This is a genomic window from Enterobacter cloacae complex sp. IR5384, from assembly GCF_049237265.1.
Lineage (GTDB): Bacteria > Pseudomonadota > Gammaproteobacteria > Enterobacterales > Enterobacteriaceae > Enterobacter > Enterobacter cloacae.
This window is the reverse complement of record NZ_JBMKHJ010000005.1, coordinates 234533-255769: the sequence shown is the minus strand read 5'-3', so window position 1 is coordinate 255769 and position 21237 is coordinate 234533. Positions and strand designations below refer to the sequence as shown.

At 52.9% G+C, this 21237-nt stretch carries 17 protein-coding genes and 1 pseudogene; 14 read left to right on the top strand and 4 right to left on the bottom strand.

What is annotated here, in order from left to right; genetic code table 11:
* Nucleotides 1-155: 155 nt before the first annotated feature.
* Together ACOTX3_RS07355 and ACOTX3_RS07350 are read left to right on the top strand one after the other, a co-directional pair.
* Nucleotides 156-371 (top strand): annotated as a pseudogene (locus ACOTX3_RS07355) (hypothetical protein); the annotation flags it as partial.
* Nucleotides 372-374: 3 nt separating this feature from the next.
* Entirely contained in the window at nt 375-2108 is a 1734-nt protein-coding gene (locus tag ACOTX3_RS07350; RefSeq protein WP_127869305.1) for a hypothetical protein, read from the top strand.
* A 43-nt stretch (nt 2109-2151) separates the two neighbouring features.
* On the opposite strand, the gene ACOTX3_RS07345 is transcribed toward ACOTX3_RS07350, so the two are convergent.
* From ACOTX3_RS07345 to ACOTX3_RS07330, 4 genes are all read right to left on the bottom strand, one after another.
* Nucleotides 2152-3375: a DUF6056 family protein gene (locus ACOTX3_RS07345; protein WP_127869304.1), complete on the bottom strand. Its 1224-nt coding sequence runs from the start codon at nt 3373-3375 to the stop codon at nt 2152-2154.
* Between the two features lie 151 nt (nt 3376-3526).
* A complete protein-coding gene (locus ACOTX3_RS07340) occupies nt 3527-3805 on the bottom strand; it encodes a hypothetical protein (protein ID WP_421631601.1) in 279 nt (92 codons plus the stop codon).
* 5 nt (nt 3806-3810) lie between these two features.
* On the bottom strand, nt 3811-4731 hold the full coding sequence (locus tag ACOTX3_RS07335; protein ID WP_058678295.1) for a glycosyltransferase family 2 protein: 921 nt from the start codon (nt 4729-4731) through the stop codon (nt 3811-3813).
* On the bottom strand, nt 4728-5090 hold the full coding sequence (locus ACOTX3_RS07330) for a GtrA family protein (protein WP_058678296.1): 363 nt from the start codon (nt 5088-5090) through the stop codon (nt 4728-4730). The genes ACOTX3_RS07335 and ACOTX3_RS07330 overlap by 4 nt, the downstream gene beginning before the upstream one ends.
* A 121-nt stretch (nt 5091-5211) precedes the next feature.
* On the opposite strand from ACOTX3_RS07330, the gene ACOTX3_RS07325 reads away from it, so the two are divergent.
* The 12 genes from ACOTX3_RS07325 to ACOTX3_RS07270 all read left to right on the top strand — a co-directional run bounded on the left by ACOTX3_RS07325 (nt 5212) and on the right by ACOTX3_RS07270 (nt 21164).
* Nucleotides 5212-5601, top strand: coding sequence for a S24 family peptidase (locus ACOTX3_RS07325; RefSeq protein ID WP_058678297.1), 390 nt, complete (start codon nt 5212-5214; stop codon nt 5599-5601).
* Nucleotides 5602-6205: 604 nt separating this feature from the next.
* Nucleotides 6206-7036 (top strand): CPBP family intramembrane glutamic endopeptidase, encoded by an 831-nt coding sequence (locus ACOTX3_RS07320; RefSeq protein WP_058678298.1) that lies wholly within the window; start codon nt 6206-6208, stop codon nt 7034-7036.
* A 358-nt stretch (nt 7037-7394) separates the two neighbouring features.
* A complete protein-coding gene (locus ACOTX3_RS07315; RefSeq protein ID WP_058678299.1) occupies nt 7395-8411 on the top strand; it encodes an iron ABC transporter substrate-binding protein in 1017 nt (338 codons plus the stop codon).
* A 24-nt stretch (nt 8412-8435) separates the two neighbouring features.
* Complete coding sequence (locus tag ACOTX3_RS07310) at nt 8436-10010, top strand: ABC transporter permease (RefSeq protein WP_058678300.1); 1575 nt, start codon at nt 8436-8438, stop codon at nt 10008-10010.
* A gap of 1 nt (nt 10011) precedes the next feature.
* The gene (locus tag ACOTX3_RS07305; RefSeq protein WP_058678301.1) at nt 10012-11043 is read left to right on the top strand and encodes an ABC transporter ATP-binding protein; all 1032 of its coding nucleotides are present in this window, start codon (nt 10012-10014) and stop codon (nt 11041-11043) included.
* A gap of 150 nt (nt 11044-11193) precedes the next feature.
* Nucleotides 11194-11469: a DUF1471 family periplasmic protein YahO gene (yahO, locus tag ACOTX3_RS07300; protein WP_013097697.1), complete on the top strand. Its 276-nt coding sequence runs from the start codon at nt 11194-11196 to the stop codon at nt 11467-11469.
* Nucleotides 11470-11692: 223 nt separating this feature from the next.
* Nucleotides 11693-13876: a TonB-dependent receptor gene (locus ACOTX3_RS07295; RefSeq protein ID WP_058678302.1), complete on the top strand. Its 2184-nt coding sequence runs from the start codon at nt 11693-11695 to the stop codon at nt 13874-13876.
* 128 nt (nt 13877-14004) lie between these two features.
* On the top strand, nt 14005-15978 hold the full coding sequence (locus ACOTX3_RS07290; protein ID WP_058678303.1) for a PhoX family protein: 1974 nt from the start codon (nt 14005-14007) through the stop codon (nt 15976-15978).
* Nucleotides 15979-16080: 102 nt separating this feature from the next.
* Nucleotides 16081-17466, top strand: a complete 1386-nt coding sequence (pheP, locus tag ACOTX3_RS07285) for a phenylalanine transporter (RefSeq protein ID WP_040021452.1) — start codon at nt 16081-16083, stop codon at nt 17464-17466.
* Nucleotides 17467-17749: 283 nt separating this feature from the next.
* The gene (locus tag ACOTX3_RS07280; RefSeq protein WP_058678304.1) at nt 17750-18988 is read left to right on the top strand and encodes an MFS transporter; all 1239 of its coding nucleotides are present in this window, start codon (nt 17750-17752) and stop codon (nt 18986-18988) included.
* Nucleotides 18989-19003: 15 nt separating this feature from the next.
* Nucleotides 19004-20029 carry a sugar phosphate isomerase/epimerase family protein gene (locus ACOTX3_RS07275; protein ID WP_058678305.1) on the top strand — a complete coding sequence of 342 codons (1026 nt, stop codon included), beginning with the start codon at nt 19004-19006 and terminating at the stop codon, nt 20027-20029.
* Entirely contained in the window at nt 20022-21164 is a 1143-nt protein-coding gene (locus tag ACOTX3_RS07270; RefSeq protein WP_058678306.1) for a Gfo/Idh/MocA family protein, read from the top strand. The genes ACOTX3_RS07275 and ACOTX3_RS07270 overlap by 8 nt, the downstream gene beginning before the upstream one ends.
* Nucleotides 21165-21237: the final 73 nt, after the last annotated feature.

The window sequence follows — 21237 nt, the reverse complement described above, 5'->3', positions numbered from 1 at the left end:
TCAGACACCGTCTGAATTTGCAGCGGGCTGGAGAAAGGGTCATTCTGAGAATGAAGATTCCGACGTTACTAACTGAGTGTTGTATCTAATCGTGGGGGCAGGTCAGTTCAGCTCAAGACGTTCTTAATCAACTTGCTGAACCTACAGGTGCAGAACTGGTTGCAGATGGATCTCAAACCGTTTCACAATCACTATCTGTAAAATTCAACGGACTCTCTTTTGCTGCAGGCGGCGTTGCAAACTCAGCTAAAGACCTGTTTTATTATGCAGCAGATAAATATTGGTACTACTGGAATGGATCATTTCCTAAGACAGTGGAGTCAGGGACATCTCCATCATCAACGGGTGGGGTAGGCTCCTCATCCTGGCTGCCAATGAGTGATGCCGTATTAAAAGCATTACTACTTTCGAGTTCTGGGTCGGCAAATGTTAACAGGCCATCAGAGACGGTTGAGGCGGCATTAACAAGAACAGATACGCGCTTCACCAATGTTATTAGCCTTTCTAATAGAACATCTATTCCAGAGTTAGGGTATACAGGAAACAAGCACTGGTGCCCAATTGAGAATGATGGCATCCAGCTTGGCAACTATGTTTTCGAAACACCTACACATGTTGACCTTAAGTTCGTCAGTGACCCAATAACTCCATCTTCAGGGATTATTTTCTCTTTTGGACGTCCAGATCTTTCTGGGGGCGCTGCGTTTTGGTCACAAGATAGCTATGAGCTTAAAAATGGAACGTTCGAGGGAGGCACTCCACAGATTGCAGTATTTATGCCATGGACATCGCATACCGCAACTGTAGAAAACAACAGAATTTTAAACAACGGCTCGCCGTCTTACTATGCTTTGAACTTCAGAGCGCAAAACTGGTGGCCAATCGTCAGAGGAAACACATTTGCTGATTACTTAGATAAGGGAGGTAATTTTTGCAAAGCAACTGATGATGAAGGTGTTACGGCGGATAAATACACTGGTAACAGCCGACTAACATTTTCTCAAAACAGGTGTAAATGGCTTGGTGCTGGCATTGGCGGGGTGATGCTATATACCTCTGGAGTCGCGGCAACCATCACTGATAACGCAAGCGAGAACAGCAAGATTGCTGTGAAATTTGGATATCCATCCTCATATGCAATTGTAGATAAACTTTACAATGAGATGATGTATGGAACTCAAACTGTATTTGAAATTGGTGATGATGACGATAGCGGAGCGCCATCTAACAATTACACAGGAATAGTTATCAGGAATGTTTACAGCAACTTTCACTCCATAAACACCAACACCTTCATTAGAATGGCAAATAATTCAGTGCTATTAAATGAAATTGATATAGACGGGGTTAATATCACGAACCTGCCAACATCTGGGTTTATTCAGCCAATTGTCAAAATTAATGACATAGCATTTCAGAAGATAATAGCAGGAAGGATATCTGCTGCTAATAGCCCTCTTATTCCACTGACAACCAATAGAGTTGCCGTAGTTGATAAGTATGGGTTAAATATTCCTGCCATTAACTCTGATCTTGTCTATATTAACAACGCAACAGTTTCTGTGCCAGCTAACTCATCAACAGTTATTGCTCCTGGATGGTTCGCTCGTTCAAACTCTTCTGCGACCTTTACGCGTACTGGTTCAGGTGCAGCAATGGCCAATTTGAGGGATTCGAGATTCATCGGCTCTTTATCAGCAGCAGCAGGGGCGCAAAGTTCAATTTACTTCCAATTTACAGATGCAATACTTATCAACTCTGAATATGCAACCATTCAGTTTTTGATAAACACATCTCAAAACGTCAACAACACAGTTGTTACATCAGTGTTTAACCCAGACGGTAGCAGGTCACAAATAGACACAAGAACAATATCTAGCGGGGCATCATGGCAAGAGGTTACCATCACAATCAGTTCTAGAGATGCTAATAGCTCAGGCTCTATGCTTAATGTTGAAATCAACAATTCATCCTCATCAGCAATGACGACATATGTTACTGGATTTAGATTAAATAGAGGCCAATATGGATTGTGCTATAAGGCCGATATTAAGTCCTATGGTCAGACTGCGAGAGAGCAAGCGGACTATACATACATAACACCGTAAGCAACAAATGCGCCATCCAGGGATAATCGAGATGGCGCTTACTTTATTTCAGTATTTTATTTACTACAAAAATACTCATGAAAGAGCAAATCACCTCAAAAATAAAATCTACCCTGAATCCAGATATAAATACTGTTGGAGAGAAGCCCATAACGGTTACAGATATAACGCCAACTAACAACGCTACAATTGGAATAAAGAATGAATGGTCATGGTAAATCAAGTCAAGCATAATAGTAACCAGGCATGCCAATAACATTGTCAGTAATACGTAAGACATATACTTGTACAACGTAAAGAATGTCTCTCCAGAGATATCTCCCAGATTAAAAAAGAAATGAGAGTTCATGGCTGGTGAAAGAAGTCTAATTAACTGCAATATGGCATATGCCACGGAGAAAACTATAGAAAACTTAACGGAGATACTAAGCTTTCCAATAGTGAGCCTGTAATATGATAGCAGGATGCAGAAAGTAATTAACGGTATATTAACAACATACATGATAAGTTCATTAATCTTATCAAGGCCCAATGAAAACTTTATGAAAACATTATAGTATTTGAACTGTGGCAATCTGTTCCATGTTTCAAGGTATAGCCTTTGCTCACTCCCAGGAGATTTTATACAAATGATAAAATTAACTAAAACAATCACGAAAAGTAGTGCGCTAAATTTAGTGAGGTAGTCTCTTTTGAAGGCGAAAGTTAAAGACATTGCGACTAAAAAACAAAGCGCGGCTTGCTCCATATAAGAAATATAAAACGCCAGAACTATGGATATTATTTGGTTGGCTTTGGAATCGGTCCCTGATAAAAAAACTGAGAATACATAGAACGCCACTGATGTTGGTAATAAATAGTTATAAAAGCCTGTAACCCAGAATACAGAGTCATTTATTACCTGAACTGGCATGCTTGCAAACAATATAACGAACAATGACATTGGTATTAAACCTGCCCTGGATGATGTCATCTTGCAGCAAGAATATGACAACAAGAGCAGAGACGCAGGAATACCAAATAACCAAAAGGTACGGTATCCTATCGTGCTTATCATCAAAGCGTCAACCAACACCCTGCCACTCCATGTCTGGTATTGGTGAGAAAGAAAACTTATAAATTCACCGCTCTCAAAAGCGGAGAGGTAAAAAGCATCGTCGTGATAGTCACGCAACGATACGTTCATGGATATTGTTAATAAATAGAGTGTCGCCATAGATATTAACGATATTCCTATCCATTTATTTGCAACTGAATCTTTTGGCATGACCAACTCCGTTATAATCCTCTGAAACCACTTCAATCTCACCACTGTAATCATTCTCATTGAAGATGCGTTTTGATGCTGAGAAACCTGACCTGTCATATGACATGTTTTTATTGAAGTAACGTGTTACATCAGGCCTCATGACCACTGACTACATAACCTCAACAATCTCACCATTAATCTTGTACGCGAAAACGCGATTAACTGATGATGGCTCTCCGTCAGTGAATGCCCAACCTACAACCTTTATGCGGTGTTTATCAAAAGAGCACTCATCAACATGGACATTATTTAAATCCATAACTATCTGTCTTGGATTGCTAAGTGTGCTGGTATTCCAGGCCAAAAAAGCAAGTAAAACAATTAGTGCAGAGAGCGCACATAAACCAAGCCATATATAATTAATGTTTCGGTTAATAAAATCAGACATGATTTTCACTTTTCCATTCTCTTCAGTATGTAGCGAGGTCTTCCCTTGGACTCAATATAAATTCTCCCTATGTATTCTCCAAGAACACCAATACCGATTAGCTGAACTCCGCCAAGGAAGAGAACAGAAACAAGTAGAGATGGATACCCGCGCACTGGATTGCCAAATGCAATAGTATCAATCACCATCCATGCGCCGTAAAAAAATGACATTCCAGCAACTGCTAACCCGATGTACGTCCACATTCGTAGTGGGAAAGTGGAGAAGCTTGTTATTCCCTCAAGGGCAAGGTTCCAAAGCTTCCAGCCGTTGAATTTGGAATTGCCCGCCACGCGTTCTGCGCGAGCATATTCAACGACATCAGTTTTTCCGCCAACCCAACTTAATACACCCTTCATGAAAAGGTTGCGCTCAGGCATGAGCTTGATGTTCTCCACTACTTCGCGAGACATCAGGCGGAAGTCACCTACGTTTTCTTCGATCTGCGGATTGCTGATTTTGTTATGGAGCTTATAGAACCACTCAGCAGTTTTGCGTTTCAGCCGGCCATCTGTAGAGCGATCTGTTCGCTTAGCCAGCACCATATCTGCCCCGGCCTGCCATTTATCAACCAGATGCGGTATTACCTCGATAGGGTCCTGAAGATCTACGTCTATTGGGATAATAGCGTCACCCATTGCATGGTCAAGACCAGCGAAAAGTGCTGGCTCTTTACCAAAGTTGCGCGTAAAGGACAGTGGAACTACAAGCGGATCTGCAACTGCAAGCGCTTTTATAATCGACTCTGTAGCGTCCTTACTCCCATCATTGATGAATACTATCTCTACCTCATATTTTTTAAGGTCTTCAAATTCCCGGACGGTTTTATAAAAAATAGGTATCGCATCCTCTTCATTGAAGACAGGAACTACCAGTGAAATCTTCATTTTGTTTCCCTAAAAACTACATATTTTGAATAAAAGAACCCGCAAACTAGGCTTAACAGCGAGAACTCGACAAGTGTGATAATTGGCGATATCTGATAGTAATCAGAAAGCTTGCCTACTAAAACGCTCATCAAACCCATGAATGTCACGAAGAGAAAGTATCCCTTTGCTTTCGGCCTGGACTTGAAGGTGAAAGCTGCGTTAGCGAAGAAAGAAAACGTTACCGCGACAGCGAATGCCAGAAAGTTGGCGGCAGCTTGGTTAACCGAAAACATATAGACACCCGCTGCAAAGACAAGCCAGTGGATAGCGGTGTTGAACGCACCTACAGTTAGGTACTTCGAGAATAACTTAAGCATATGAGTTGTGTGGTCGTTTTAAAATGAAGCGGAGTTTACCACCTAAGACCAATCTGATCAGCACTTGATCAATTTCAAAAGCTGAAATACTGTATATGTATACAGTAAATGGGAGGTGGTTATGGGATTCCCGAGTCCTGCAGCAGACTTTGCAGAACAGCGCATATCGCTCGATGAGCGCATTGTATTGAGGCCAGCCGCGACATACTTCATGAGATCTGGAGCGACACATTACCGGGAGGGCATTCTCAAAGGCGCAATGCTGGTTGTCGACGCTTCACTAAGCCCATGCGATGGCTCATTGCTTGTGTGTGCCGTAGACGGAGAGTTTCATGTTAAGCGATATCGCACCAACCCAGAGCCACATCTGGAGAATCTTGAGAACGGCAAGCGCGAGAGACTTCGCAAGGTTGGTGAGATATCAGATGACGATAAACCGATATTCGGAGTCATCACGTACATCATCAACGATGCGCGGTCAGGTGAGTTTGATGATTGCCCGGTGATGTGAGACAGAAATGGGACACACAAAGCTTTGCACCGGTTTGCAAGGCTTTGCATGTTTTAACAAGATGGGACGTGTGAGCGCCGTAGTGATGGGGTAAGTTGTTGTTAGCTCAGGTAGTTCCAGGAACTTCTAAGCCGTAGGTCGTAGGTTCGAATCCTACAGGGCGTGCCATTTAGTCTCAGCCTTAATCCAGCCCACTCTTCCCCAGACCGACCAACCGCTACCGAACCTTCACTCTGTGCCAGCTTTTAACCGTCTGATTTGCGTGGTTAATTCCAGATGTGTATCATTCTGAACCCGGCTCTGTAGCCTGTCGGTCAGAACGTTTGTTCCGCCATCGACCGGACATTGGCGTAGTTCCAGTCAGGGCCACCATACCGCCACTAGCTCATCGGGAAGAGCGACAACCAGGATGTTGTAGTACGGGGTTCGAGGCTCCGGTGGCGGACCAACGCCGACTTAGCTCAGTAGGTAGAGCAACTGACGTGTAATCCGTAGGTCATCCGTTCGATTCCGGTAGTCGGCACCCTATTTATGGCTTCCCCGTGGGATGCCTCCGGCACGACATTCATTTCACTGTTGTACATGCCAATCATGAAGGACATTTATGTGGTATCTACTCGCAACTTCGCTTGCCGCACTTTCCCTGAATAAAAGCCTGGCTTACCTGATGCTGGGGTTAACGGCATTTCTCGGCTGGAAACAGAGCATTCTTGATGCCCCGGCGCTGCTGGTGATTGCATTAATCGTTATTGGCTGGTCTGTTGTTGAATGGCTACGTAATAAAAATAATAAATATACTTATCTGGTCGAAGGCCTGTGCGTAGTCATCGCCGTTGCCCTGGTTTTGCATGTAATCCCTGGCTTCCATAACCCGAAGGTACTGGACGCTGTCGTTGTTGGTCCGCAAAGCATACCGTTCAGTATGTACTTTAATATGGACAAGGCAGTGGTGCCGTTCTTTTTAATTACGTGCATGCCAACGTTATTCGTAGCAAAACCCCTTTATAAAGCTGGCAAGGTCGGCTGGGGAATATTGGTATTGGCGATACCCGCGCTGTTACTTCTGGCTGTTGCGTTGGGTGGGCTGAGAATTGAGCCGCATGCGCCAGAATGGTTTGCTCAATTTGCCCTTGCGAATATTTTCTTCGTCTCTTTGGCCGAGGAAGCCTTGTTCAGAGGCTATCTGCAGCAGCGCTTGTCCCGGGTTGTGCATCCTGTTGTAGCACTGTTGATTGCCTCACTCATTTTTGGGCTAATGCATTATAGCGGCGGTTTACTGCTGATTATTTTTGCCAGCCTCTCCGGTATTATTTACGGCCTGGCGTGGATGTGGAGCGGCAGGCTCTGGGTTGCAACGTTCTTCCATTTTGGGCTGAACTGCGTGCATTTATTGTTCTTCACCTATCCGATGTACGCCCCTCACGCGTCTGTGTGATGCTTTTTAAAATAGTGGCCTTATAAATTTGGCTGCCTCCGGATAAGCATAAAAAGCCCCGAAGCATCGGGGCTTTTTTTATATATGCCGCGGGCATGAATAACACATTTACCTTCGCGTCAGAATAAATAGAAGGCTAATGAATTTCATTGTTGGCAGGCTTAAGGTTTTCTTAATCTAAAAATTATCTCGCATTAAAATTTGGGTTTTTATCATTCTAAAATCTGCTAAAAACGAATTTTACACTTTTACGTCTAAACTCGATTGATAGTAATTATCATTAGCGTTGTTGTATGCTTTAATCCTGTCCCACACAGCCCTTTGTTGTTTATCACGTTGGTCTATTAAGGATATGTTCATGAATTCTCGCCTGCTGTCATGCTTCTCGCTTGCCCTGTTGTCTTCATCACTTTTCCTTTCAACTCAATCGATTGCTGCTGATAACAACGAAGGTATCGTTGTTTATAACGCGCAGCATGAAAATCTGGTGAAGTCGTGGGTAGACGGTTTTACCAAAGAAACGGGTATTAAGGTCACGCTGCGTAATGGCGATGACAGCGAGCTGGGCAACCAGCTGGTGCAGGAAGGCAGCGCATCGCCTGCGGATGTATTTTTAACTGAAAACTCGCCGTCAATGGTGCTGGTTGATAACGCCAAACTGTTTGCGCCATTAGATGCAGAGACATTAAAGCAGGTACCGGCGGAGTATCGTCCGGCACACGGCCGCTGGATCGGGATCGCCGCTCGCAGCACGGTGTTTGTCTATAACCCGGAAAAACTGAGCGAGCAGCAGCTGCCAAAATCGCTGATGGATCTGGCTAAACCCGAGTGGAAAGGCCGCTGGGCTGCCTCTCCGTCAGGAGCCGATTTCCAGGCGATCGTCAGCGCAATGCTGGCTCTGAAAGGCGAGCAGGCCACCCTTGAGTGGCTCAAAGCGATGAAAGCCAATTTCGTTGCCTATAAAGGCAACAGCACCGTGATGAAAGCCGTTAACGCCGGTCAGATTGATGGCGGGGTGATTTATCACTACTACCGTTTTGTCGATCAGTCCAAAACGGGTGAAAACAGCAAAAACACTAAGCTCTACTACTTCAAACACCAGGATCCGGGCGCCTTTGTTAGCCTCTCCGGCGGCGGCGTGCTGGCGTCCAGCAAACACAAAGCGCAGGCTGAGGCCTTCATTAAATACATCACCGGCAAAGAAGGGCAGGATAGCCTGCGCACCAATAACGCCTTTGAATATGCGGTGGGCGTGAATGCGGCCTCTAACCCGAAACTGGTGCCGCTGAACGAGCTGGATGCACCGAAAGTGGAACCTTCCACGCTTAACAGTAAAAAAGTCATCGAGTTGATGACGCAAGCTGGCCTGCTGTGATCCTGAGAGTAAAGTGAACGTCCTATGTCTGGTCTGAGTCTCGACATCGGCAAAAACAGAGTGCGGGAGCCTGCCCGCAGGCGTCCTGCGCTGCCGATGGTTGCGTTAGCTGTCCTATTTTCATTAATGGCGCTTCTGCCTTTGGGCTTTATCATTGCCATAGGCATTGAGACGGGCTGGGAAACTATTAAGGCGTTGGTGTTTCGCCCGCGTGTTGCTGAACTGCTCAGCAACACGCTGTGGCTGACGGCCTTAGCGGTGCCACTCTGTATCGTCACCGGCGTGGCGATAGCCTGGCTGACGGAACGTACTCAGCTGGCCGGGCGGGGGATCTGGTCTGCGCTGGCGGTGGCCCCGTTGGCCATCCCCGCGTTCGTGCAAAGCTACGCCTGGGTGAGTGTGGTGCCTTCCATGCACGGGCTTTCTGCGGGCGTGTTTCTCTCCGTGTTAGCCTACTACCCGTTTATCTATATGCCCGTGGCGGCGGTGCTGCGTCGTCTGGATCCAACGCTTGAAGATGTTGCCGCTTCGCTCGGCACGCCGCCGTGGCGGGTCTTTTTTCGCGTGGTGTTACCGCAGCTTAAGCTCGCGATTTGCGGCGGCGCGCTGCTGGTGGCCCTACATCTGCTGGCGGAATATGGCCTGTACGTGATGATCCGCTTTGATACCTTCACCACCGCCATTTACGACCAGTTCCAGTCGACATTCAGTGGCCCGGCGGCAAATATGCTGGCGGGTGTGCTGGCGCTATGCTGTCTGGCCATCTTGCTGCTGGAAGGGGTCACCCGCAGGAAAGCCCGTTATGCGCGCATCGGCGCTGGGGCGGCACGTGAACAGACGCGCTGGCCGCTAAAGCCTGTTGCAGCGGTGTTGGGCCAGCTGTTTTTCCTCGTGCTGATTGTGCTGGCGCTGGGCGTACCGCTCACTGTGCTGTGTCGCTGGATATGGCTTGGCGGCGTACAGAACTGGATGAGCGCCGATCTCTGGCACTCGCTGCGCCAGACGCTGATGCTCGGCGTGGGCGGCGCGCTGCTGACCACCGCCTGTGTCATTCCCATCGCCTGGCTCGGTATCCGTTATCCGCACCGCATCTTCCGGATGCTGGAAGGGTGCATTTACATCACCAGCTCTCTGCCGGGGATCGTCACCGCCCTCGCGCTGGTCACGGTCACCATTCACTATGCACGTCCGATTTATCAGACCGAAATTACGCTGTTCCTGGCTTATCTGCTGATGTTTATGCCCCGTGCGCTCATTAACCTGCGGGCCGGGATTGCCCAGGCGCCGGTGGAGCTCGAAAACGTGGCGCGCAGTCTGGGCAGCACGCCCGCGAAGGCATTGTGGAGCGTCACCATGCGATTGGCCGCGCCCGGTGCGGCGGCAGGGGCGGCGCTGGTCTTCCTTGGCGTCAGTAACGAACTGACGGCGACGCTGCTGCTCTCCCCGCTGGGAACGCGCACGCTGTCCACCGGTTTCTGGGCGCTGACCAGCGAGATCGATTATGTTGCCGCTGCGCCTTACGCCATGCTGATGATTTTGATTTCACTTCCGCTGACCGCCATTCTTTATATGCAGTCCAAAAAAATTGCAGGGCTATGAGATGCTTGAATTAACGTCCATTTCTAAATCGTTTTCCGATGCGCAGGTGCTCGACAGCTTAAATCTGAGCGTCGCGCCGGGAAGCCGGACGGCGATTGTCGGGCCTTCAGGGTCGGGTAAAACCACGCTGCTGCGTATCCTTGCCGGGTTCGAAACGCCGGATAGCGGACGGATCGTGATGCAGGGCCGAACCCTGTTCGATCAGAACAACTTTATTCCCGCGCATCTGCGTAAAATTGGCTTTGTTCCTCAGGAGGGGGCGCTCTTCCCGCATCTTAATGTGGCAGACAACATTGCCTGGGGATTAGACGATACCCGCCACGAGAAGCGCCAGCGCGTGGAAGCACTGATGGAGATGGTCTCGCTTGACAGACAACTCGCCACGCACTGGCCGCATGAGATTTCCGGCGGCCAGCAGCAGCGCGTGGCGCTTGCCCGCGCGCTGGCGCAGCGTCCTTCCCTGATGCTGCTGGATGAACCCTTCTCGGCGCTGGATACCGGCCTGCGCGCCATGACGCGTAAGGCCACGGCTGACCTGCTGGCGGAAGCGGGCGTGGCCTCGATCCTGGTGACTCACGATCAAAACGAAGCGTTGTCCTTTGCCACGCAGGTGGCGGTCATGCGATCCGGACGTTTCACTCAGGTCGGTACCCCTTATCAGGTCTATAGCCAGCCCGTGGATGAAGAGACGGCGCTGTTCCTGGGGGATGCGGTGATCCTGCCTGCTCAGCTCGCCAGCGGCTATGCGCTCTGCGCGCTGGGCGAGGTGCCCACGGATAACGCCCAGGCGACGGGACAGGGCAGAGTGATGTTGCGCCCAGAGCAACTGCACGTGACGGCATGCGCGGCGCATGAAAGCCCGGTGTCGATTGTTGATGTGGATTTCACCGGCCAGCTCTCCACGCTGACGCTGGCGTTAGCCGGACAAACGGAGCCGATTACCCTGAAAACCGTCAGCCAGCCTGGATGGTACCCGGGGGCGGCGGTGCGTATTGATATTGCTGGTACGGCGCGCGTTTTTGAATATTCTTAATGTTCGTTAGTAATTTAATCCAACGGGTTGTTATAAAAGAATTTTCCTTAACGTGTGGCATTTCCTGAGATTCTCTACCATGCTCATAAAACCTCACCATCATGTGTGAGGTTTTTCGTAGTTGCTGATTAATCTCAAGGAAAAAAGGTTATGAAAAAGACGACTGCTATTTTGCTGGGAACGGCGTTTCTGTTTACCACCAATACCTTTGCGGCTGAACTGCTGACGAAAAATGAATTCGAGAAAGTCGAATCGCAGTATGAAAAAATCGGTACGGTAAGCACTTCAAATGAAGTCTCTATTGATGATGCAAAGAAAGAATTGATTGAAAAAGCAGATAAAGAAGGTGCCGACGTACTGGTGCTCACGTCAGGTAATACCAACAACAAAATTCACGGCACGGCCGATATTTACAAGAAAAAATAATGTCCTGCAGCCATCCCGGATCCGGGGTGGCTGTGCGTCACGCTTTTCCTCTGTAACACCTCTCTCTTCCCCGGCTTCATTTAACCCCCTGTCCTCAGGCCGAAACGCGCGGTTACACTTGCTAACGCAGATATAATGCGTATAGTTCTCATTTGCATTACACATAAACTTTTCTAAGGCCCGACAACGGGCCATTTTTGCGCGCACATTTAATGAGTCCATTATGAACAACACCAGAATGCATAAAACACTGCTGGCGCTCGCCGTTGGCGCAGTGACCCACGCTGCCCTGGCGGCAGAGGCAAAGCCAGAAGACACCATGGTCGTCCAGTCTGCCACCGGGCCTGATTTCACTCCCGGCGGCGACCAGCTGGTACCCGCCTTCCTGGATGGACAGGTGGCAAACGGCGGCCGTCTGGGGATGCTCGGCCAGCAGAATGCCATGGACGTGCCGTTTAATATCATCAGCTACACCTCGAAGCTGGTGGAAGATCAGCAGGCGAAAACCATTGCTGATGTGGTTGCCAACGATGCAGGCGTGCAGTTCGTGCAGGGTTACGGTAACAGCGCCGAAACCTTCCGTATTCGCGGCCTGAAGTTTGACGGCGATGACATGACCTTTGGCGGCCTGTCCGGCGTGCTGCCGCGTCAGGTGGTGGAGGCCCAGATGGTCGATCGCATTGAAATTTTCAAAGGGGCAAACTCGCTGATGAACGGCGCGGCAAGCTCCGGCGTGGGCGGGATGATCAACCTTGAGCCAAAACATGCGGGCGACGTCCCGCAGGCGAAAGTGGGCGTGGACTACACCTCCGACTCACAGATTGGCACCACGCTCGATGCTGGCCGACGCTTTGGCGACAACGATCAGTTCGGCGCGCGCGTGAACCTGGTTCACCGGGAAGGGGAAACCGGCGTGCCGAACGACCGTCGCCGCACCACGCTGCTCTCCACCGGTCTGGATTACAAAGGCGACAATTTCCGCACTTCGCTGGATCTGGGCTATCAGAAGAAAACCTTCCACGGCAGCCCGACCAGCGTCAACATTTCCGCCGTGGACTTTGTGCCAGAGCCGCCGAAAAACGATCGTAACTTCTCGCAGAAATGGGCCTACAGTGACATTGAAAACGAGTTCGGGATGTGGCGCAGCGAGTACGACATCACTGACAACTGGACGGCCTATACCGGTCTCGGCGCGCAGCACGCGCACGAAGAGGGGATCTACAGCGCGCCGAAGCTGGTGGACAAGAGCGGTAAGGCCACGGTCAGCCGTCTAGATACCAACCGTATCAGCGATTCCGTCAGCGGTATGGCGGGGATACGCGGTCACTTCACTACCGGCTTTGTCTCGCACAAGGTCAACTTGGGGTATTCCGCGATGACCAAAAACGAAAAAATCGCCTGGAAAATGTCGGCGACGGCGGATAACCCAACCACCAACATTTACCACAACACCGGCGTCGCGATGCCGGACAGCTCCAATTTCAACGGCTCTGGCGGCAAATACAGCGATCCGCTGACCAGCGGGCGCACCCGCACTCAGGGCTGGCTGCTGAGCGATACCCTGGGCGTGCTGGATGACAAGCTGCTGTTTACCGCTGGTGCACGTCATCAGAAAGTGGTCATTCGCGGGTACAACAAAATTACCGGTGCGGAAAACGACGCGGACGGTTTTGACGGCAGCCGCTGGATGCCAACCTACGGTGTGGTTTATAAACCGTGGGAGGAAATTTCGCTCTACGCTAACCACACCGAAGCGCTGCAGCCGGGTAAAACCGCGCCCAACACGGCCACCAACTACGGCCAGAGCACCGGTATCGTTCACTCTAAGCAGAATGAAGTGGGCGTGAAGGCGGACTTTGGTCGTGTGGGCGGCTCCCTGGCGCTGTTTGAGATCAAAATGCCGTCGGCGATCCTTGACGACAGCGGTCACTACGGCCTGGATGCTGAGCAGCGTAACCGTGGCGTAGAGCTGAACGTCTTCGGCGAGCCAATGCTCGGGATGCGCCTGAACGCCAGCGCCACCTGGCTGCAGGCCGAGCTGACCAAAACCAAAAACGGCGTGAATCAGGGTAACGATGCCATTGGTGTTCCGAACTTCTACGCCGTGCTGGGCGCAGAGTACGACATCAAACCGATTGAGGGCCTGACGGCTACCGCCCGCGTCAACCACTCCGGCACGCAGTACGCCGACCTCGCGAACAGCAAAAAGCTCGACAGCTATACCACGCTGGATCTGGGCATGCGCTATCGCTTCGCGGTGAACCACAATGAAAACCAGATGACGGTGCGCGCGGGCATCGACAACGTGACTAACGAAAACTACTGGTCCAGCGTTGACGATTCCGGCACCTACATCACGCAGGGCCAACCGCGTACCTTTAAGGTCTCGGTTGGCTACGAGTTCTAAGCGTTCCACCTCGTTATCCGGGGCAGGGATGCCCCCATCCTTCCGTACCTTGTTATAAAAAATTGTAATAAAAGCTTCTTACACTGGCCTCCAGACCTTTACCTCTTGGCCAATGACAGGAAGCCGCTATGGGCAGACCCCTCAAATCCGTATTTAAAAAAGAACATCGCGACGATATCACTAACCGCAGCGCTAACCCGGTATTCTCCGAGGTTGCGGAGGTATTCCTCTCCCGCCGCCGTTTTTTACAGATGGGCGCCGTGGCGGGTGCTGCCGCTTCATTCCCTTTTCTGATCAAACCTGAAAGCGCCATTGCCGCAGTATCAAAGCCTTCTGCACTGGCAAAAGCGGTTTCCCTGGGCTTTACCAGCATCGACGTATCCACGGAAGATACGGTCAGGGTGCCGGAAGGCTATGTCGCCCGTCCGTTTTATCGCTGGGGTGACCCGACGGGGATCAAGAACAACATGCCGGCGTTTAAACAGGATGCCAGCAACACCACCGACGAACAGGCCGTGCAGGCGGGCATGCACCACGACGGGATGGCGTGGTTTAGCCTGCCGCAAGGGAAACAAAACCCGGAACATGGCCTGCTGGCAATGAATCATGAGTACATCGATAACGGGATGCTGTTTACCGACGGCACGGCCAACTGGAATCTCGACAAGGCCCGCAAGGGGCAGAACGCGATGGGCGTGTCGGTGGTGGAAGTGAAAAAATCGGGCAGCGACTGGCAGGTGGTTCGCCCGTCTTCGTATGCCCGCCGCATTACCGTCAATACGCCGATGCAGCTTACCGGCCCGGCGCGGCATCAGGACTTAATGAAAACCGCCGCTGACCCGCAGGGGGAACGCGTGCTGGGCACCATGCAAAACTGCGCCAACGGCCATACGCCGTGGGGCACCTATCTCACCTGCGAGGAGAACTGGTCGGATATTTTTGTCAAAAAAGCCGATCTTAATCCGCTGGAAAAACGCTACGGCATCAGCGACAGCGATGAATCCTACCGCTGGAACGAGGTGGATGAGCGCTTCAGCGTCGATAAAACCCCTAACGAACCCAACCGTTTCGGCTGGGTGGTGGAGATTGATCCCTACGATCCCACCTCCACGCCGCGCAAGCACACCGCTCTGGGCCGCTTCAAGCATGAAGGTGCCGCCGTCACGCTCGCCGCCGATAACCGCGTGGTGGTCTATATGGGGGACGACCAGAAGTTTGAGTACATCTATAAATTCGTCTCGGACAAAAAATACGATCCTGCCAACCGTGAAGCCAATATGCAGCTGCTGACGTCCGGCACGCTGTACGTTGCCCGGTTCAACGAGGAGGGGAGCGGCGACTGGCTGCCGCTGATCTTCGGGCAGAATGGCCTGGATAAAAGCAACGGTTTCGAAAGCCAGGGCGATCTGCTGATCAAAACCCGTCTGGCGGCCGACGTGGTGGGGGCGACAAAAATGGATCGTCCAGAGTGGATTGCGGTCGATCCGCACGCCAGCGGCAGCGTCTACTGTACGCTCACCAACAACAGCGATCGCGGTAAAGAGGGTAAGGCGCCGGTTGATGCCGCCAACCCGCGTGCCAACAACGTGTTTGGTCATATTATGCACTGGCACGAAGAGGGAGCCGATCCGGCCGCCGCTCGCTTTAAGTGGGATATTCTGGTGATGGCCGGGCGTACCGACAGCGACGATCCGAAGGCCAAAGGCTCCATGCAGGGGGCAGCATTCGGCAGCCCGGATGGCCTGTCGTTCGATCACCAGGGCGTGCTGTGGATCCAGACCGATGTCTCTTCCAGCACCATTAATAAGAAAGCGTACGAAGGGATGGGCAATAACCAGATGGTGGCTACCATTCCGGGCACCAATGAGTATCGCCGTTTCCTGACCGGCCCACGCGGGTGTGAAATCACCGGGATTGCGTTTACGCCGGACAACCGCACGCTGTTTATTAACATTCAGCATCCGGGAGAGGGCGGGGATGATATTACCGACCCGGCCAATCCGCGTGCTGTTTCCAACTGGCCAGACGCGAACCCGAACGGACGTCCGCGTTCGTCGACGGTGGTTATCACCAAAGCGGACGGTGGGATCATCGGTTCGTGACGTTTATCCGCCGGGTGCACGCAGTGGCCCGGCGTTAAACTTGCTACCACCAGCATGAAGTGTTAAAACGTGCCCCTTCTAAAAAAGAGACAGGGGTAGGACGTGAAAGACGCGTCATCCGCTTCAGGCAACGGTAGCGCTGAAGCTTCGTCGGAACAGAACCCGACGCTGCAACGTGGTTTGCAAAATCGACATATTCAGTTAATTGCCCTTGGCGGCGCGATCGGTACCGGGCTGTTCCTGGGTATCGGCCCCGCCATTCAGATGGCTGGCCCGGCGGTCCTGCTGGGCTACGGTATCGCCGGGGTTATCGCCTTCCTGATCATGCGCCAGCTCGGCGAGATGGTCGTCGAAGAGCCGGTGTCAGGCTCGTTCGCTCACTTTGCCTATAAATACTGGGGCCCGTTCGCAGGCTTCCTCTCCGGCTGGAACTACTGGGTGATGTTTGTGCTGGTGGGAATGGCCGAACTGACCGCCGCAGGCATCTATATGCAGTACTGGCTGCCCGAGGTGCCAACGTGGGTCTGGGCTGCGGCCTTCTTTATTATCATCAACGCCGTTAACCTCGTGAACGTGCGCCTGTATGGTGAAACCGAGTTCTGGTTCGCGCTGATCAAGGTGCTGGCGATTATCGGCATGATCGGCTTTGGCCTGTGGCTGCTGTTCTCCGGCCACGGCGGCGAGCGGGCCACTCTCGACAACCTCTGGCAGCACGGCGGCTTCCTGGCGACGGGCTGGAAGGGGCTGATCCTGTCGCTGGCGGTGATTATGTTCTCGTTCGGCGGGCTGGAGCTGATTGGGATCACCGCGGCCGAAGCGCGCGATCCGCATAAAAGCATTCCAAAAGCGGTTAACCAGGTGGTGTACCGTATTCTGCTGTTCTACATCGGCTCGCTGGTGGTACTGCTGGCGCTCTACCCGTGGGTGGAAGTGAAGTCCGACAGCAGTCCGTTTGTGATGATTTTCCACGATCTGAACAGCAACGTGGTGGCGTCGGCGCTGAACTTCGTCATTCTTGTGGCGTCGCTGTCGGTCTATAACAGCGGGGTTTACTCCAACAGCCGCATGCTGTTTGGCCTTTCGGTGCAGGGGAATGCGCCTAAATTCCTCACCCGCGTCAGCCGCCGCGGCGTGCCGGTCAACTCTCTGCTGCTTTCCGGGGCCATTACGTCGCTGGTGGTGCTGATCAACTACCTGCTGCCGAAATCCGCCTTTGGTCTGTTGATGGCGCTGGTTGTCGCCACGCTGCTGCTGAACTGGATCATGATCTGCCTGGCGCACCTGCGTTTTCGCGCCGCGATGCGCCGCAAGGGGCGTGAGACGCAGTTTAAGGCGCTGCTCTATCCGGCAGGCAACTACATCTGTATTGCGTTCCTGGCGATGATCCTGGTGCTGATGTGCACCATCGACGACATGCGCCTGTCCGCGATGCTGCTGCCGGTGTGGGTGGTGTTCCTGTTTATCGCGTTTAAGCTCTCTCGAAGGTAAAAGCAAAACGGCAACTTGGTTGCCGTTTTTAATGTTTGCCCCCTCTCCCTGTGGGAGAGGGCCGGGGTGAGGGCACCAGACCGCACCAAACCCGACCGCATCCCGGCCGCACCTGCATTCACGCCCGGTGGCGCTGCGCTTACCGGGCCTACAAAACATTACTTCACCTTTATCGTGACCCCCCTCCCAAATCTTCTACGCTCCACAGGATCTTTATTTTGTAATCGATTACTTTTTGTTTGAGATGTTTTGTAATCGATTACTTTTGAGGGTGAGGCTTATCATGGTGTCAACAACTGAAAGTAGTGGAAAGGCGATAGCACCGCACCGGCTGCTGGTGCCGCGTCTGTCGCTGATGATGTTTCTGCAGTTTTTTATCTGGGGAAGCTGGTCGGTCACGCTGGGTCTGGTGATGACCCAGCACAACATGTCGTTGCTGATTGGCGATGCGTTCTCCGCCGGGCCTATCGCCTCTATTCTGTCGCCGTTTGTGCTCGGGATGTTGGTGGATCGCTTCTTCGCCTCGCAAAAGGTGATGGCGGTGATGCATCTGGCCGGGGCAGCAATCCTCTGGTTCGTGCCGGGCGCGCTGATTGCTGAAAACGGTGCGCTGCTGATCGGCATGCTGTTTGGTTATACGCTCTGCTATATGCCGACGCTGGCGCTGACCAACAATATCGCCTTTCACAGCCTGGCGAACGTGGATAAAACCTTCCCGGTGGTGCGCGTGTTTGGCACTATCGGCTGGATTGTGGCGGGCATTTTCATCGGCGTCACCGGCGTGGCGGCAAGCGTCACCATCTTCCAGGTGGCGGCAGTCAGCTCCGTGCTGCTGGCTCTCTACAGCCTGACGCTACCGCACACGCCTGCTCCCGCGAAAGGGCTGCCGGTGCAGGTTCGCGATCTCTTCTGCGCGGATGCCTTTGCGCTGCTTAAAACCCGCCACTTTTTCGTCTTTTCCGTCTGCGCGATGCTGATCTCCGTCCCGCTGGGGACATACTACGCCTACACCGCCTCGTATCTGGCGGATGCGGGTATTGCGGATGTCAGTACGGCCATGTCGTTCGGGCAGATGTCTGAGATCTTCTTCATGCTGGTCATTCCGCTGCTGTTCCGCCGCCTGGGCGTGAAGACCATGCTGCTGATCGGCATGCTGGCGTGGTTTGTGCGCTACGCCATGTTTGCGCTGGGCGTGAGTGAAGAGGGGCGCATCCTGCTCTATCTCGGCATTCTGCTGCACGGCGTCTGCTACGATTTCTTCTTTGTTGTCGGCTTTATCTATACCGACCGGGTCGCAGGCGAAAAGGTCAAAGGTCAGGCGCAGAGCATGATCGTGATGTTCACCTACGGCATCGGCATGCTGCTTGGCTCGCAGATATCCGGCGCGCTCTATAACCGCCTGGTGGCCGGGCAGGCCGTTCCGCAGGCGTGGGTCACGTTCTGGTGGATCCCGGCGGTGGCTGCCGCGGCGATCGCGCTGATTTTCCTTCTCACGTTTAAGTATGACGATGACAAGGCGTAATGTTCTGGAGGTGGTATGAGAACGATTAAGGGACCGGGTATTTTTCTGTCGCAATTTATTGGTGTGAATGCACCGTTCAACACGCTCGACGGGCTGGCGGGCTGGGCGGCAGCGATGGGCTATAAGGCGGTGCAGATCCCCTGTAACCATCCGGCTATTTTTGATGTGCAGAAAGCGGCTGAAAGCCAGACCTATTGTGATGACATCACCGGCACGCTGGCGGAGCACGGGCTGGTGATCAGCGAGCTGTCGACCCATCTGGAAGGCCAGCTTGTGGCGGTGAACCCGGTGTACAGTGACGCGTTTGACCACTTCGCCCCTGCAGCCGTGCGCGGCAATGAGGCCGCCCGGCAGGCATGGGCCATAGAAAAACTGAAACAGGCCGCCGTGGCCTCGGCGAGATTAGGCCTGAAGGCGCACGCCACCTTCTCCGGCTCGCTGGCATGGCCGTTTTTCTACCCGTGGCCGCCGCACAATGAGCAGCGTTTTCAGGCGGCGTTCCTGGAACTGGCAACCCGCTGGCGCCCGATTCTGGACGCCTTTGACGAGCAGGGCGTGAACGTCTGCTTTGAGCTGCATCCGGGGGAAGATCTGCACGATGGAGTGACCTTTGAGCGTTTTCTGGCGCTTGTTGATAACCACCCGCGCTGCAACATTCTCTACGACCCAAGCCATATGCTGCTCCAGCAGATGGACTACCTGACCTTTATCGACATCTACCATGCGCGTATTAAAGCGTTTCACGTGAAGGATGCCGAGTTTCGCCCCAACGGGCGCAGCGGCGTCTATGGTGGCTACCAGCCGTGGCTCAATCGGGCCGGGCGGTTCCGCTCACTGGGGGACGGGCAGATCGACTTCAACGGCATCTTCAGCAAGCTGACCCAGTACGACTACGACGGCTGGGCGGTGCTGGAGTGGGAGTGCTGTCTGAAGGATGGCGATACCGGCGCGAGGGAAGGCAGCGAGTTTATTCGCCGCCACATCATTCCGGTCTCCGGGCGCGCGTTTGATGATTTTGCCGCAGGGGGTAACGATGATTAACGTCGGCATTATCGGCAGCGGGTTTATCGGCCCGGCGCATATCGAGGCGCTTCGGCGTCTCGGGTTTGTGCAGGTGGTGGCGCTCTGCGACGGTACGTTTGCCGGGGCGCAGGCAAAAGCGCGTCAGCTTAACGTGCCGCACGCCTTCGACAGCGTGGAGGCGTTGCTTGCACATCCGGATTTACACGTGGTGCACAACTGCACGCCAAACCATCTGCACGCGGAGATTAACCGCCAGATCCTGCGCGCGGGAAAGCACGTATTCTCCGAGAAGCCGCTGTGCATGACCCCGGACGAAGCGCGTGAGCTGGTAGCGCTGGCGGAACAGGCAGGGGTGGTCCACGGCGTCAGCTTTGTCTATCGCCAGTTTGCCATGGTGCGCCAGGCCGCAAGCATGATGAGGGCGGGTAGCATCGGGCGGATCTTCGCCGCGCACGGCAGCTATCTGCAGGACTGGATGCTGCTGGAAACGGACTACAACTGGCGGGTGGATGCGGCCCTGGGCGGTGCGTCGCGCGCGGTGGCGGATATCGGTTCGCACTGGTGTGACACGGTGCAGTTTGTTACCGGGCGGCGCATCACCGAGGTGATGGCCGATTTATCCATCGTCTGGCCGACGCGCAAGGCAAACGTGGCAGGCAATCACACCTTCACTCATGACGAAAATGCGCAGTATGAAGACAAGCGGGTCACCACCGAAGACGTTGGCTCCGTCCTGTTCCGCTTTGACGACGGCAGCAAAGGCTGCTTTAGCGTTTCGCAGGTGAGCGCCGGGCGCAAAAACCGTCTGACGTTTGAAATCAACGGCAGCGAACGGTCGGTGGCATGGGATCAGGAGGTGCCGCAACAGCTGTGGATTGGCCACCGCGCACAGGCCAATCAGACGCTCAGTGACGATCCGGGTCTGATGAACCGCGATGTGGCCGACAGCGCTCACTTCCCCGGCGGGCACATCGAAGGCTGGCCCGATGCGTTTAAAAACATGATGGCGCAGTTTTACCGTGCCGTGCAGGCCGGCGTGATGCCCGAACGGCCGGCGTTTGCGACGTTCCACGACGGGGCGAACGTGATGTATATCATTGATGCCATTGTGAAAAGCCATCAGCAGCAGCGCTGGGTTCGTGTGCAAGCGTAACGCGTTGCCCGGTTCGCCGGGCAACGAATTTATGGTAGCCTGCATAAAACGTTAACCGCAGGAAGTGCCGTCG